Raw genomic sequence first — 14,677 nt, forward strand, 5'->3', positions numbered from 1 at the left:
AGCAGTGGCAGTTCCGTTATTCACTGTGCATCCGCTTTGAGTGGAAGTAGCGGTTACGCTCAATGTGTTAACAGAATTTACTGTTACGGTTTGTGTTTGCGTGCAGCCGTTGGCATCGGTAACAGTAATGGAATAATTTCCTGCTACCAATCCTGTGGCGGTTTGTGTGGTTTGCGCGGAAGGATTCCATAAATAAGTATAACCTGTTGTTCCACCCGAAGCATTCGCGGTAGCAGTTCCTGTGTTTGCGCTGCAAGCGGCAGCAGTGGCAGTGGCGGTTGCAGTAAGAAGGGCGGGTTGTGTGATGGTAACAACAGCCGAATCAGCGCTGCCGAGAGAATCAATTACAGTTACCGAATAAGTTCCTGCGCAAAGCCCGGTGGCGATTTGAGTGGTTTGACTGTTACTCCAATTATAAGTATAAGGACTTAGTCCTCCTGATGGCACTACTGTAGCAGTGCCAATGCATTGACCGTTGCAAAGAACATTAGTGGCTGTAACAGTTACACCTAGCGCAGAAGGTCCGCATCTACATGTTCCTGTATCTACTTCAATAGCAGTGATTGTATTATTATAGGAATCTTTAGACCAGAGAGCCAACTTGGGAGCAAAGTTAATATTATCGCAAGCCAAATCTTCATCCCTGCCACCCGGGGTAAAAAAAGAACTAATGAAACTTCCTGTAGTTTTGGTAACCTTTACAATCTGACCGTTTCCATCCTGTCCGAGAAAAAGAACACCATTACCCGCTACCACACCACTTATAGAACTGCCTACAGCCGGGTATAAAACTCCCAAATAAGTTCCATTATCCCGAAAGTGGTCAATGCCCATGTTTACATCGTCACTAACCCAAACAGTACTATCGCTGGGGTCATAAGCAATGCCATCTATAAATCCTATAGGAGAATTAGGGGATGTAAACTGAAAAGTAGACATTCCGGTAGCAGGGTCAATCAAATAAACACTTGCCGGAGAGCCGCTATTATCGGTTCCGGCCCAAAACTTCTGACGGTTATTATCCCAAGAGATAGCGCCAAAAGAAATGGGTGCTCCGCTTGAAACATCCGTCAAAGGCACAGTACCTAATAAAGTTCCATACATATCTATCTTATAAAGAAAAGCCGAGTAAGTGTTTGTGTAATATAAATTTCCATTGCAGTCCACCTCAACCCCGATTCCGCAGCAGGAAGTGCTCAGAACAGGAACGGTGATTTGCGCTAACTGCGTTCCGACTTGTCCAATAACCATAGAACTCGAAAAAAAACAAAAGGCAAAAATTCTATAGCCCAGACAAAAATTTCTAAAAGCGCCAAGAGAAAATTTAAGAGAGTATAGCATTGTAATTTCTTTTATGTTATTTTATGAGAATAAGTTTTGTTACTGTTCGGGTTATTTGTCACTGGAAATATACACATTATTTAAATTAACAAGTGGTTATTACTATTTTATTTAACCATTTGATTATTCCTCATCATGTCCTTTGGACGGTTTTCCGGTCTTCCACATTTTTTCAGTTTCTTTTTCAGCGGTCTTGAGTGAATCAGAAACTTCTTTGGTGAGCAGGCGGTCGAGGTTGGGTTTGCCTGCATTCATCCAGGCGGTGAACCAGAAACTTCCCACATCAATGATTGACTGGCGCATTCTTCGCTCCACCATTCCGTTCAGTTTTTTTTCATACGCATTTGAATATTCTTCGGAATAAACTTTAGTCATCATGTTTCCTTTGTTCTCGAAAGAATATTTTTTATCTGCGCTCCAATACGCGTTGAGATCGGCTTCAAACTTCAGCACCGAATCTTTTTCAGCATTGCTCTCTTTCACGATTTGCCAGATTCTGTCATTTATTTTATCTACAAACTGCGCCTTGCCGGTAAACAAATCCCACTTGTCTGCAAATAATTCCGGAATGCGCGATTCCCAAAAAGCGTGAATGCCTTTTTGATTGGTGAACTGCCCGTTATAGTTTTCCGTTGTGTGAAGCGGCACGTGTGCATCTTCTATATAATGTCCGATATTGGCAGAGAGATAAAGAATCCTGTCCACATTTTCTTCCTTGAATGCTGCCGTGAGGCGATACATCATTGTTTCGACATACCAGGGAACGATGCCATACGCATTGAGCGTATCTTCAGAATATTTTTTCACCGCGTCTTTCCAATGATGTGGAACTGAATCAAAAGGACTTTTTCCGTAATGGTCAATGTCAATGTAATGGCGTGCCGCTTCATCGGGATTGGAATGCCTGCGCCTGTCAGGGTCAACGGCATGGGCTGTGATGTAATCAATATTTTTTTTGTAGAACGTAATCATCTCAGGCGGAAGCGTGAACACCGCCAGCTGATTTATTTTTTTATGGGCGAAGAAACCCCAGGGGGAAGCAGAAGTAGGCAACAGGCAGTAGGCAATTGGCAAAAGGAAATAAAGAAGAAAAAACTTTTTGCGTGACACAGAAAATTATTTTCCGTAAAGATAGAATTACTTCACAACAGCAAGTTGTTTTGTAATTGAGTATTTATCGGAATGAATGCTGAGATAATAAATTCCAGCCGGCTGAGAAGAAAGGTCAATTTGAAAATTTGAGGATGTGCTAATGTGCTGATAAATGCATTCTCCAAATACATTATATATTTTTATTTGCACATTTTGGAATTGTCTCAATTGCATACTAAAGATTCCACTTGATGGATTGGGGAAGATGGAAATACTATTCTCTGCGGAATTATTTTGAACTCCGGTAGGAGGATTTCCTCCAATAGAAGTTTTTAATGATGAACGGCAGCTATTGATAGAATTCCACATAACTGCTTTTTGTCCGGAAGTGAAAAAACATTTATTCCCATCATCACTGAATGTCATATAGTTCAGGCAAAGCAGGAATTGAGCCAACCCGCTGCAAGTATCAATGAATAATGGTGAACAAATGCCATCCGCTGTATAAGTATCTGGAATGCCATCTACATCAACTGCACAGGAATTTCCAACAGTATGAAATAATCCAAACCAATGACCCAGTTCACTGCTTGCTGTTCTGCCATATTGATACGGAGCACAAGTTCCCGGTGAAGTCAAACTTCCTGCAGTGCAGTAATGTATTACCAATGCATCTGTACCAGCAGCTCCGCATGGAAATTGCGCATACCCTAACAATCCTCCGCCAAGGTTGCATACATATATATTAAGGTAACTATCCCTGTCCCAAATGTCGTCTCCGCCAGATGCATTAGACATCATTGCATTGTTAGTTGTGAAAGAAGCAACAGTCGTCTGCTTGTGAATAATTCCATTTGTAGCATTTCCATTCGGGTCTTGCTGTGCTAAAACAAATTGTATTTCTGTATTTATATCCTGCGCATACGTGCCAGCGCAAGTTGTGTCTGAATAATCAGAATTCAATTGCTGAAGCTGCTGTAGAACCTGCGAATTGGAAATATTCTGTGCAGCACTATTGTAAATCACATGAAACACGGTTGGAATTACAATCGGCTGAGAAAATAGTTTCCCGCAGAGAGCAATAAAGAGAAGAGTAAATATTTTTTTCATGTTGATTGAATTATAAAGTCAAAGGTATGTAATAGGATTGTATTCGCCAAATCAGCTTTTTAACTGCTGTTTCAATCCATTAATCCCGCAGGATTCTCCATCCAACGGGATTAATTACTTTTGAACCTCAAAATATTATCTATGAAAAAACTTTTTTTCAGAGCCCATCCTAAATCCTTCCCTAAGGGAAGGACTTTGTATATATTACTTTTACTTTTCTCCCTTCCCTTCGGGAAGGGCTGGGGATGGGCTCTTGCTCAACCCACCTTCGTCAAAGATAGTTTAGATAAATACGTTGAGCGCGAAATGAAACGTTGGAATGTTCCCGGTTCGGCAGTCGCAATTGTGAAAGACGGAAAAGTGGTGGTGATGAAAGGGTATGGAGTGCGTGCAATTAAAGTCTCCTCCAATGAAGGGGATTTAGGGGAAGCTGTAGATGAGAATACGTTGTTCCAGATTGCATCCAACACAAAAGCATTCACTGCTACATCACTTGCTTTGCTTGATGTTCAAAAAAGAATTGCGCTGGATGATAAAGTCACCAAATGGCTTCCCTACTTCAAATTGAACGATGAACTTGCATCACGTGAAGTAACTGTAAAAGATTTGCTCTGCCACCGAATCGGCTTCCAGACATTTCAAAGTGATTTACTGAACTGGAACTGCAATCTCTCCCGCAAGGAACTCATCACGAACATGCGCAACGTGAAACCGGTTTACAGTTTCCGTTCTCATTACGGTTACTGCAATGCCGCATTTCTCACAGCGGGAGAAATAATTCCGGCTGTAACTGATACGAGTTGGGATGATTTTCTGAAATATCATTTCTTCATTCCGCTGAAGATGAATCATACTTCCACTACCTACAAAACAATTATTGCCGATAACAACGCTAGCAAACCTTACACGATTGTTGACGATAAATTAGTGCTTCTCCCCTATGCCAACGTGGATAATCTTGGTCCGGCTGCGAGTATAAATTCCTGCGTGAAGGATTTAGCGAACTGGCTCCTTATGCAATTAGACAGCGGAAAGTTTGAAGGCAAACAAGTTGTTCCGTTTGAAGCCTTGCAAATGACACGCGCTTCCAACTCAATTGTTTCGGATATGAATCCGAGAATGGGTTCTAACTTTCAGATGTATGGGCTTGGATGGTTCACGCTTGATTATTACGGAAAAAAAATCATCCGACATGATGGAGGCGCGGATGGTTTCGTTACAACAACTTGTTTTGTTCCTTCTCTGAATCTTGGAATTGTTGTATTGACCAATACGGATGCAAATGCGTTTTATGCAGCATTGCGCACACAAATTATTGACGCCTTCATGAATCTTCCTTACCAAAATCACAGCGAACGAATTTACAAAGCAGTTTCGGCAAATACAAAACTGGATAATGCGGAAATAAATAAAATGCGTGAGGTCGCTGCTAAAAAACCGAAACCTGCAATAAAAAATGAAGATTACTCAGGGAAATATAGAAATGAGGTGTATGGAGAAATCGAAATTACCTCATCCCCTAACCCTTCTCCTAAAGGAGAAGAGAGTTTAACTGTTCACTTTTCACATCATCCATTTCTCACAGGAAAACTGGAGCCGATGGGAGAGAATGATTTTCTCTGCACTTACAGCGTTGCCACTTATGGAATAAAGAAAATAAATTTTGTTGCCTCACCCTCTTATCCCTCTCCTCATGGAGAGGGAAGTAAACAGCCAGCACAAAAAGTAAAAAGTGTAATCATTCGCGTAAATGATTTTGTGGATATGATGGAGTATGAATTCACAAAAGAATAAGTTCCAAGTATCAAGTCCCAATCCCCAAGTCACAAGAAATCAAGAACGGGTGTATCCTTGGAACTTGGAATTTGGAATTTGGAATTTGGGGCTTTGTTTTTTCTCCCTTTAGGGGTGGGGAACCAGCGCTCCTTCCTTATATATAGGAATAACTCTTGTTTGATTTGGCGTAAGGCAGTAACGCACATCTTCTTTCAAGTTTAATTTTGCAAGACGTTCTTTGTGCGAAGATTCGGTCAGGAATTTATTGGGATTCTTTTTCGCCATTTGCGAAAGATATTTCAGTGCAAGGCACGCATCTCCAAAATCATATTTCTCCGAGCGTTTTGAAATCTCATCCGTTACTGCACCGGCAAAAACAGCGTCTTCCAGATTGAATTTATTTTTCCATCCCGAACAAAGAAGAAGAATATTTCTGTCTTCCGAAATAAGAAAATTACACAGAGCATCAATATTCAGAAAAGAACCAATAACAATTTTGTAAGCGTCTTTTGCAGCTTCAATTGCCTGAGTGCCATTGGTAGTGGTGAGTACAATGGTTTTTCCTTTTATATGTTCGCCCATGTAATGAAACGGAGAATTGCCAAAATCAAAACCATCTACTGGCAATCCGTTTCTTTCCGCTCCAACTAAAAAACCTTTCTGCTTATATGCTTTTGCTTCTTCAAGTCTTGCGACAGGAATAATTTTTTCCGCACCATTCTCAAAAGCTGTACAGATGGCTGAAGTTGCACGAAGGACATCAATGATAACAACTATATTTTCTTCGTCCTTGTAAACAGGATAGAGATAAGGAGAAAAACAGGCATCTATTTTCAATTTCTTTTCTTCCATTACTTTTTCAAAAACGGAATCTTAATTATTTTTGCTTTAAGATTTTTGTCGCGAATCTTAATAAAGATTTCAGAATCCGGTTTTGAGAATTCTGTTTTCACATAACCCATTCCGATTCCTTTGTTCAGTGAAGGAGATTGGGTACCAGATGTTACTTTTCCAAGAACATTTCCATTAGCATCAGTTATTTCATAATCATGGCGGGGAATTCCGCGGTCAACCATTTCAAAGGCTACAAGTTTTTTTGCAACTCCTTTTTCTTTTTGTTCTTTCAGATTTTTTGAATTGGTGAACTCTTTTGTGAATTTTGTTATCCATCCGAGACCTGCTTCCAAAGGTGAAGTGGTATCATCAATATCATTTCCATAGAGACAAAAGCCCATTTCCAATCTCAATGTATCGCGTGCTCCAAGCCCGATTGGTTTTATTCCGAATTCTTTTCCGGTTTCCATGATTGCATCCCACATTTTTTCAGCGTCCTTGTTCCATACATAAATTTCAAAACCTCCTGCGCCTGTATAACCAGTGTTAGAAATTATCACATCATCGCATCCTGCCATTTTTCCTGTGTCAAAAGCATAATATTCCATCTTAGACAAATCAATGTCCGTTAATTTTTGAAGAGTAGTAATTGCTTTTGGACCCTGCACGGCAAACAAACTCAAATCATCGCTAATGTTTTTCATTTCAACTCCAAATGTATTGTGTTTCGAAATCCAGTTCCAGTCTTTTTCAATGTTCGAAGCATTCACAACCAAATAATATTCGTTCGCATCCCAGCGGTACACGAGCAAATCATCTACCATTCCACCTTTATCATTCGGCAAACACGTATACTGAACTTTTTTATCTGTAAGTTTAGATGCGTCATTGGAAGTTACAAGTTGAATGAGGTCAAGCGCTTTTTCACCTTTGAGCATAAATTCTCCCATGTGGCTTACGTCAAAAATGCCGACAGAGTTTCTCACCGTTAAATGTTCATCGTTCAAACCTGAATAAGAAACCGGCATATTGAAACCTGCAAAGGGAACCATCTTTGCTCCAAGTGAAATATGCCTGTGTGTGATTGCTGTGTTTTTCATTTGCTCTACAAGAGTTTCCATATAAATATGATTAAAAGGTATCTGTGCAAAAGTAAAATTATTCAAGTATATAATCTGTGCGATGTTGCCTATCTTTGAGAAATAATTTTTACAGTTGAAAAAAATATTTCTTCTCCTGTTTCTTGGCTTCATTTCCATTCCTTTTTTTGGGCAGGAAGGTCTTTTAATCCGTAATCTCAAAAACGGAAAAGGATGGATGTATGAAAAAAATTCGCGGGTAACATATATTCTCTTTCACGAACAGGAATACACAACAGGAATATTGAATGCTTTGCTTGATTCTTCAGTTGTTTTCGGAAAAGATACGGTGCGGCTGAAAGACATTGCAGGCATCCGAAAAAAATCTCCGAGTCATAATATCACCCGCATAATAGGTTTGCCGCTTATGCTCATCGGAAGTTTATTTATGGGAGATGGTGTTGCAGGAATGATTTCAAATCCTGATTCTGATGGAGGAACAAAACTTTTTTTACTGGGAGCAGGAGTTTTTGCGCTTGGCTACATTCCTTATATGTTTGAAATGAAAGACCTCACTGTCGGATTTAAAGGAGAATGGTCACTTGAAATATGTAAAGGATGTGTGCTGCGTTAATATCATCGGGCAGGCAAGTTGTTTTTCTTCAACTATTTTTCTGACTATAATAAGTAAATAGGTATATGCACATAAGAATCCCAAGCATGACAGGACTTGTCCAAACTCTGCGGCTCTCTGCGAAAATCTCAGCGTTCTCTGCGGTTAGGTTTCCATCCCTTCGGGAAAAATTTTTAACCGCTGAGTTCACAGAGAAAAATCACGCTGAGAACTTTACCCCGTTGGATTCACCCCGTAGGTCGGACGACCAACGGGGCAAGGAGAAATACAAGAATTAACTATACGGCAACCTAAGTGCATATACCTATAAGTAAATTAACATTATGTTGTTTTCAAATCCCAAATCCTCTTTCTAATTCCTGAATTGAATTGTTCTATCTTTGAACACAAATTACATCTATGCTCCTATTCGAACGAACGGTTCCGCGATGGACAAAACTTCTGGCTGACCTGCTGATTTGCCTTTTCTCCCTCATCCTCGCTTATTTGCTCCGCTTCAACTTTGCCGCCATCCCGCAGGATGAGATAGATAGGTTTCCTGTTATTTTTCCTTTTGTCATTGGAATACGTGCGCTTAGTTTCATTCTTGGAAGAACCTATAAGGGAATTTTCCGCTATACCGGCTCACAAGATGCTCAGCGGATTTTTATTGTAAATGTAATAACAAGTTTTTTTTTCGCTGCGGCAAATGTAGTATCCTACTATTTCATCACAACAACATTTATTGTTCCGTATTCTATTGTTGTGATTGAATTTATGTCCTGCACATTCCTGATGATAAGTCTGCGCCTTGCTTATAAATCCATTTACATGGAATGGAAAAATCCGAGCCGCACCAAAACAAGTGTCATTATTTTTGGAGCAGGCGAATCAGGTATCATTACAAAAAGAACGCTGGACCGCGATGCGGGAATGAAATACAAAGTGCTTGCTTTCATTGATGACGATGAAAATAAATTGGGAAGCAAACTAGAAGGAATTACTATTCATCCGTTCAATAAGATGGAAGAACTACTGCAGAACGGAAATGTGGCGCACATGGTAATTTCCGTTCAGCATATTTCCGCAAAAAGAAAAGAAGCCATCGTGGAAGCATGTTTAAAATATAATACAAAGATCCTGAATGTTCCACCCGTCAGCAGCTGGATAAACGGAGAACTCAGCTTCAAGCAAATCAAAAAAATTCAGATTGAAGAATTACTGGAACGGAGCCAGATACAACTGGATATGGAAAACATAAAAAGACAGACACTTGACAAAGTAATTCTTGTTACAGGTGCAGCCGGCTCCATCGGCAGCGAAATCGTGAAGCAATTGTCAAAATTCAATCCTAGAAAAATAATTCTGGTTGACATTGCCGAATCTCCGCTCTATGAAATGGAAGTGGAACTCAAAAATATTTTTCATCTCCGCTCTTTTGAAATTGTTATTGCTGACATTCGAAATAAAGAACGGATGGAAAGTATCTTTTCAAAATATTCTCCGCAAGTTGTTTATCACGCTGCTGCCTATAAGCACGTGCCAATGATGGAATATCATCCCATTGAAGCGGTTCAAACCAATGTGCTCGGTTCAAAAATCATTGCTGACCTTGCAGTAAAACATGGTACTGAAAAATTTGTGATGATTTCTACTGATAAAGCTGTGAACCCAACAAACGTGATGGGGGCTTCAAAAAGAATTGCGGAAATGTATGTTCAATCATTAGGCAAAGAATCAAAAACAAGATTTGTCACAACAAGATTTGGAAATGTGCTCGGTTCCAACGGCTCAGTGATTCAGTTTTTCCGTCATCAGATTGAAAAAGGCGGACCGATTACCGTAACGCATCCAGACATCACAAGATACTTTATGACAATTCCTGAAGCTTGCCAACTAGTTCTCGAAGCTGGTTCCATGGGGAAAGGCGGAGAAATATTTTTGTTTGATATGGGAGAGTTGGTAAAAATTTCTGACCTGGCAAAAAAAATGGTACAGCTTGCAGGATTAACTTTAGGAAAAGACATTCAGATTATTTACACTGGACTGCGTCCTGGCGAAAAACTCTTTGAAGAACTTCTTGCCACGAAAGAAAATTCCATTCCAACTCATAATCCTCAGATCATGGCAGGAAAAATGAGAGAGTACGATTACAAAGGAATTTCTGAAAAAGCAGACGCACTCATTTCTCTTCTACACAATCAAAACAACAAAGAAATTGTCAGAAAGATGAAAGAAATGATTCCTGAATTCAAAAGTGAGAATTCCGTTTACGAGGAGTTAGACAAAGCTTCAGTTTAATTTATGGAAGGATTCAAACACAAAACTCCGATTCAAATCCGCTTCAAGGATGTGGATATGATGGGACACGTAAACAATGCAAACCATTTCACCTATCTTGAAATTGCGCGAGCGAAATACTTTGACGATGTTGTGGCAGAAGAAGTAAATTGGTCAAAAGAAGGAATTATACTTGCGAAATTGCTTTGCAACTATAAAATGCCGATTTTATTCAAAGACAAAGTTTTTGTCTATACGAAATGCGCCAAAATAGGAAATAAAAGTTTTGAGCTCGATTATAAAATCATCAAAGAAGAAAACTCAAAAGAAATTATTCTGGCCGAAGCTTCTTCTGTTCAGGTTTGTTTTGATTATGAGAAAAAAGAAAATATCCTGATGCCTGAAAAATGGAGAAAAAAAATTGAAGCTTTTGAGAAATGAAAACTCAAATTCTTGCTCTTGGTTTTTCTCCCTGCCCAAACGACTGTTTCATCTTTGACGCACTCCTTCACAAAAAAATTGATACCGAAGGATTAAAGTTCAAACCATTTATTGAAGATGTCGAAACGCTGAACAAAAAAGCTTTCCAAAATAGATTAGATATTTCGAAGCTCAGCTTCTTCACGTTCGCACAAGTTCAAAAAAAATATTCTCTTCTTGATTCGGGCTCGGCTCTGGGTTTTGGCGTTGGCCCGTTGGTTGTTGCCAAACCCAATTTCAAACTCCCTTCCCTTGGGGAAGGGTTGGGGATGGGCTTCAGAATTGCTATCCCCGGGAAAAACACAACCGCCAATCTTCTTTTCTCACTCGCCTACCCTCTTCTTAAAAATAAAACCGAAATTCTTTTCTCAGAAATAGAAAATGCTGTACTGAAAGGAAAGTTTGATTTAGGGCTTATCATTCACGAGAGTCGTTTTACTTACGAGCAACAGGGATTGAAGAAAGTAATTGATCTTGGCGAATGGTGGGAGAAAAAAACAAAACTTCCTATTCCGCTGGGTGGAATTGCTATCAAAAAAACCTTTTCGAAAGAAATTCAGGATAAAGTCAACCGCGTCATTAGGAGAAGCGTTGAGTTTGCTTTTGCGAATCCTGATTCAAGTAAATCATTTGTAAAAAAACACGCGCAGGAAATGGATGATGACGTGATTAAACAGCACATTAATCTTTATGTAAATAAGTTTTCCATCTCACTTGGAAAGAAAGGAAGGGAAGCTGTAAAGATTTTTCTGAAAAAAGCTACTTCTTTAAATGATTCCATCCCTGCGCGGTAAGTTGAGTAAGCATTTCGGTTCCGGTGAGGACTAAATTGGTTCCTTCGGATTGTTCGGTGATGTGCCCTATGACTGTAATATCAAGCCCCCTCCCGACCTCCCACATTAGGGGAGGAGAAATAGATGAAGGTTTAGGCGGGGCTTTTAATTTTTCATAATCATTAATATCAATGGTAAAAAGCAATTCATAATCTTCGCCACCATTCAGCGCGCAAACGGTTGGATTCATATTAAATTCTTTCGCCCGTTGAATAGCAATATCATCAATCGGAATTTTATTTTCATACAATCTGCAACCCACACTTGATTCCGTGCAGAGGTGAAGTGTTTCAGAAGCAAGTCCGTCAGAAATATCAATCATCGCAGTGGGCTTCACACCAATTTCTTTTAACTTCTTTATAATATCTTTTCTTGCTTCAGGTTTTAACTGACGCTCTATCAGGTAATCATTCCCGCTCATGTCAGGCTGAATGTTGGGATTTTCCAAAAATATTTTTTTCTCTCGCTCAAGAATCTGCAAGCCAAGATATGCCGAACCCAAATCTCCCGACACACAAAGCAGATTGGTGGGCTTGGCACCACTTCGATAAACAATTTCATTTTTATCTGCTTCTCCGATAACCGTAATATTTATTACCATTCCTGTTTTTGAAGAACTTGTATCTCCTCCGACTAAATCAACATCAAAACGTTTGCAGGCAAGAAGCATTCCTGCATAAAGTTCTTCAATCGCTTCAAGTGAAAAACGATTGGATATAGCAATGGAAACCAAAATCTGTCTCGGCATTGCGTTCATTGCATAAATATCTGACACATTCACTGAAACTGCTTTGTAACCAAGATGTTTCAGCGGACAATAGGTCAGATCAAAATGTACTCCTTCAATCAGCATATCAGTGCTAACAACCGTTTGCTTCCCCTCAGAATATTTTATCACAGCAGCGTCATCGCCTATGCCGCAAACAGAAGATTCATTATGGAGCAGAACGTGTTTAGAAATATGTTTTATCAGGCCGAATTCTCCAAGTGAAGAAAGTTCAGTACGTATGTCTTTGTTGTCAAACATGATATTCAGCTAAAAATATTTCGAACTTTTATTAAAGAAACGCAAAGATGTAAAAAATTACTTTCTCATGACATTTCTCCATTCACCAGCATTAATTTTGCGAATTAATAATTATTTATGAAAATTGTTATTACCATAGCAACTGCCAGTGTATTATGCTTGGTTTTTTCATTCGGTAAAATTCCGCCTGTTCGCAAAACCTCTACTGCCATTTCTGATTCCCTGATTCAGTATCCTGAAGAAAAACATTTCAAGAATATTCGTCAGTTGACCTTCGGAGGAGATAATGCAGAAGCGTATTTTAGTTTTGACGGCACGCAGATATCGTGGCAGAAAACTAATCCGAAAGAAAATCTTCCATGCGATCAGATCTTTATTTCATCTATCGAAGGATTCCTTTCTCCAAAACTTATCAGCACCGGAAAAGGAAGAACCACCTGCGCCTATTTCATGAAAGGCGACAAAGAAATTTTGTTTGCTTCCACACATCTTGCCGATACCGCATGTCCTCCTGTGCCCGATAGAAAAAAGATTGGCAAATACGTCTGGCCTATCTACCCGAGCTACGATATTTTTGTTGCTGATGTAAACGGAAAAATTAAAAAGCAACTCACCAATTCTCCCGGCTATGACGCAGAGGCAACTGTTTCACTGCAGGGTGATAAAATTGTTTTTACTTCCATGCGCAATGGCGATATTGATCTTTATGTGATGAATACTGACGGTTCAAACGTTAAACAGATTACCAGTTCACTCGGGTACGATGGTGGCGGGAGCTTTTCTCCCGATGGAAAAAAAATTGTGTTCCGCGCTTCTCGTCCAAAAACCGAAGAAGAAATAAAAGAATACAAGGATCTTCTATCGCAAAATCTTGTCGCTCCCACTCACATGGAACTTTTCACCTGCAATGCTGACGGAAGCGATATGAAACAGATCACTACTCTCGGGGGCGCTAACTGGGCTCCTTTCTTTCATCCTTCCGGTAAAAAAATAATCTTCTCATCGAATCATCAATACGAGCGGGGTTTTCCCTTCAACTTATACCTTATAAATACTGACGGGACAGGTCTTGAAAAGGTCACACACGATGGAACTTTTGACGCCTTTCCGATGTTCTCTCCCGATGGGAAAAAATTCATCTTCTCATCCAATCGGAATAATAAAGGAACGCGTGACACCAATCTTTTCATTGCAGATTGGGTGGAGTGATTCGATGGTATTCAGTTCTGAATTATCTCTATCTTTGAATCTAAATTTTATCATCGTTTATTTGTGCAATCATTAGTTTCATTTCCAGACATTAATAAAATTTCGCGCATTGACCAGATTGGTGTTGAAGAACGCGTTGCAAGATTTTGTTCGCGAAGCATTAAGAATGAAAGTAAAATGCAAGGACTGAAACTTGCACTGAGCATGATTGATTTAACAACGCTGGAAGGAAAAGATACCGAAGGAAAAGTAAAACAGATGTGTTACAAAGCAGCTCACCTTCACAATGAAATTGAAAACCTTCCAACTGTTGCGGCAGTTTGTGTTTATCCGACTTTCGTGAAAATTGCGAAACAATCTTTGAAGGGGACAAATATTAAAGTTGCTTCAGTCGCCACAGGTTTTCCAAGTGGACAAACAACAACTGAAATAAAAATCTCCGATACAAAATTTGCTGTTGCAAACGGAGCCGATGAAGTGGATATGGTAATTTCCCGCGGAGAATTTCTTGAAGGAAATTATAATTATGTGTTTAACGAAATCTCTAGAGTGAAAGAAGCCTGCGGAAATGCAAGATTGAAAGTTATTTTGGAAACTGGAGAACTTTCAACACTTGATAACGTCCGCAAGGCAAGTGAAATTGCCATGCATGCGGGAGCAGATTTCATTAAAACCTCTACAGGAAAAATATCTCCTGCTGCTACAATGCCCGTAACTTTAGTTATGCTGGAAGCAATACGTGATTTTTATTATAGTACCGGCAAAATGATCGGCATGAAACCCGCTGGCGGAATTTCCACAGCGAAAAATGCGTTACAGTATTTAGTGATGGTGAAAGAAACTTTAGGAAACGATTGGCTGAGCAACGAATGGTTTCGCTTTGGCGCGAGTAGTTTGGCAAATGATTTATTAATGCAGATTGCAAAGCAAACAACAGGAGTTTATCAGGGCGCAGAATATTTTTCAAAAGATTAAAAAAAGATTACAGTGATTTGAAAAGAGA

The 14,677-nt window shown here is 39.6% G+C and carries 13 protein-coding genes; 7 read left to right on the forward strand and 6 right to left on the reverse strand.

Going from position 1 to position 14,677, the window contains the following annotated elements; all coding sequences use genetic code 11:
• The 3 genes from HY841_14940 to HY841_14950 all read right to left on the reverse strand — a co-directional run.
• A partial coding sequence (locus HY841_14940; GenBank protein ID MBI4932051.1) for a hypothetical protein occupies positions 1-1,251 on the reverse strand: 1,251 nt, incomplete at its 3' end.
• 213 nt (positions 1,252-1,464) lie between these two features.
• The gene (locus HY841_14945; GenBank protein ID MBI4932052.1) at positions 1,465-2,451 is read right to left on the reverse strand and encodes a zinc dependent phospholipase C family protein; all 987 of its coding nucleotides are present in this window, start codon (positions 2,449-2,451) and stop codon (positions 1,465-1,467) included.
• Between the two features lie 27 nt (positions 2,452-2,478).
• Complete coding sequence (locus tag HY841_14950) at positions 2,479-3,543, reverse strand: T9SS type A sorting domain-containing protein (protein MBI4932053.1); 1,065 nt, start codon at positions 3,541-3,543, stop codon at positions 2,479-2,481.
• Positions 3,544-3,684: 141 nt separating this feature from the next.
• Here HY841_14950 and HY841_14955 point away from each other — a divergent pair, with 141 nt between their 5' ends.
• Complete coding sequence (locus tag HY841_14955) at positions 3,685-5,337, forward strand: serine hydrolase (protein ID MBI4932054.1); 1,653 nt, start codon at positions 3,685-3,687, stop codon at positions 5,335-5,337.
• A gap of 108 nt (positions 5,338-5,445) precedes the next feature.
• On the opposite strand, the gene HY841_14960 is transcribed toward HY841_14955, so the two are convergent.
• Both HY841_14960 and gcvT read right to left on the reverse strand, forming a co-directional pair.
• Positions 5,446-6,171, reverse strand: a complete 726-nt coding sequence (locus HY841_14960; GenBank protein ID MBI4932055.1) for a 2-phosphosulfolactate phosphatase — start codon at positions 6,169-6,171, stop codon at positions 5,446-5,448.
• Complete coding sequence (gene gcvT / locus HY841_14965) at positions 6,171-7,253, reverse strand: glycine cleavage system aminomethyltransferase GcvT (GenBank protein MBI4932056.1); 1,083 nt, start codon at positions 7,251-7,253, stop codon at positions 6,171-6,173. Before gcvT ends, HY841_14960 begins: the two co-directional genes overlap by 1 nt.
• Positions 7,254-7,368: 115 nt before the next feature.
• Here gcvT and HY841_14970 point away from each other — a divergent pair, with 115 nt between their 5' ends.
• The 4 genes from HY841_14970 to HY841_14985 all read left to right on the forward strand — a co-directional run bounded on the left by HY841_14970 (position 7,369) and on the right by HY841_14985 (position 11,399).
• A complete protein-coding gene (locus tag HY841_14970; GenBank protein ID MBI4932057.1) occupies positions 7,369-7,866 on the forward strand; it encodes a hypothetical protein in 498 nt (165 codons plus the stop codon).
• Positions 7,867-8,265: 399 nt separating this feature from the next.
• Positions 8,266-10,146, forward strand: coding sequence for a polysaccharide biosynthesis protein (locus tag HY841_14975; protein MBI4932058.1), 1,881 nt, complete (start codon positions 8,266-8,268; stop codon positions 10,144-10,146).
• A 3-nt stretch (positions 10,147-10,149) separates the two neighbouring features.
• Entirely contained in the window at positions 10,150-10,566 is a 417-nt protein-coding gene (locus HY841_14980) for an acyl-CoA thioesterase (protein MBI4932059.1), read from the forward strand.
• A complete protein-coding gene (locus tag HY841_14985; GenBank protein MBI4932060.1) occupies positions 10,563-11,399 on the forward strand; it encodes a 1,4-dihydroxy-6-naphthoate synthase in 837 nt (278 codons plus the stop codon). The genes HY841_14980 and HY841_14985 overlap by 4 nt, the downstream gene beginning before the upstream one ends.
• Here HY841_14985 and thiL read toward each other — a convergent pair.
• The gene (thiL, locus tag HY841_14990) at positions 11,365-12,465 is read right to left on the reverse strand and encodes a thiamine-phosphate kinase (protein MBI4932061.1); all 1,101 of its coding nucleotides are present in this window, start codon (positions 12,463-12,465) and stop codon (positions 11,365-11,367) included. The two genes, HY841_14985 and thiL, sit on opposite strands and share 35 nt — an antisense overlap.
• Positions 12,466-12,582: 117 nt before the next feature.
• On the opposite strand from thiL, the gene HY841_14995 reads away from it, so the two are divergent.
• Together HY841_14995 and deoC are read left to right on the forward strand one after the other, a co-directional pair.
• Positions 12,583-13,674 (forward strand): PD40 domain-containing protein, encoded by a 1,092-nt coding sequence (locus HY841_14995; GenBank protein ID MBI4932062.1) that lies wholly within the window; start codon positions 12,583-12,585, stop codon positions 13,672-13,674.
• Positions 13,675-13,851: 177 nt separating this feature from the next.
• Complete coding sequence (deoC, locus tag HY841_15000; protein MBI4932063.1) at positions 13,852-14,649, forward strand: deoxyribose-phosphate aldolase; 798 nt, start codon at positions 13,852-13,854, stop codon at positions 14,647-14,649.
• Positions 14,650-14,677 lie beyond the last annotated feature (28 nt).

The sequence above is a fragment of the Bacteroidota bacterium genome (assembly GCA_016213405.1).
Taxonomy (GTDB): Bacteria; Bacteroidota; Bacteroidia; order Palsa-948; family Palsa-948; genus Palsa-948.

What these genes read in the sequence shown, in the direction of transcription:
- HY841_14950 (MBI4932053.1), bottom strand. Translation starts at nt 3,543, where the DNA reads ATGAAAAAAATATTTACTCTTCTCTTTATTGCTCTCTGCGGGAAACTA.
- HY841_14955 (MBI4932054.1), top strand. Translation starts at nt 3,685, where the DNA reads ATGAAAAAACTTTTTTTCAGAGCCCATCCTAAATCCTTCCCTAAGGGA.
- HY841_14960 (MBI4932055.1), bottom strand. Translation starts at nt 6,171, where the DNA reads ATGGAAGAAAAGAAATTGAAAATAGATGCCTGTTTTTCTCCTTATCTC.
- gcvT (MBI4932056.1), bottom strand. Translation starts at nt 7,253, where the DNA reads ATGAAAAACACAGCAATCACACACAGGCATATTTCACTTGGAGCAAAG.
- HY841_14975 (MBI4932058.1), top strand. Translation starts at nt 8,266, where the DNA reads ATGCTCCTATTCGAACGAACGGTTCCGCGATGGACAAAACTTCTGGCT.
- HY841_14980 (MBI4932059.1), top strand. Translation starts at nt 10,150, where the DNA reads ATGGAAGGATTCAAACACAAAACTCCGATTCAAATCCGCTTCAAGGAT.
- HY841_14985 (MBI4932060.1), top strand. Translation starts at nt 10,563, where the DNA reads ATGAAAACTCAAATTCTTGCTCTTGGTTTTTCTCCCTGCCCAAACGAC.
- thiL (MBI4932061.1), bottom strand. Translation starts at nt 12,465, where the DNA reads ATGTTTGACAACAAAGACATACGTACTGAACTTTCTTCACTTGGAGAA.
- HY841_14995 (MBI4932062.1), top strand. Translation starts at nt 12,583, where the DNA reads ATGAAAATTGTTATTACCATAGCAACTGCCAGTGTATTATGCTTGGTT.
- deoC (MBI4932063.1), top strand. Translation starts at nt 13,852, where the DNA reads ATGCAAGGACTGAAACTTGCACTGAGCATGATTGATTTAACAACGCTG.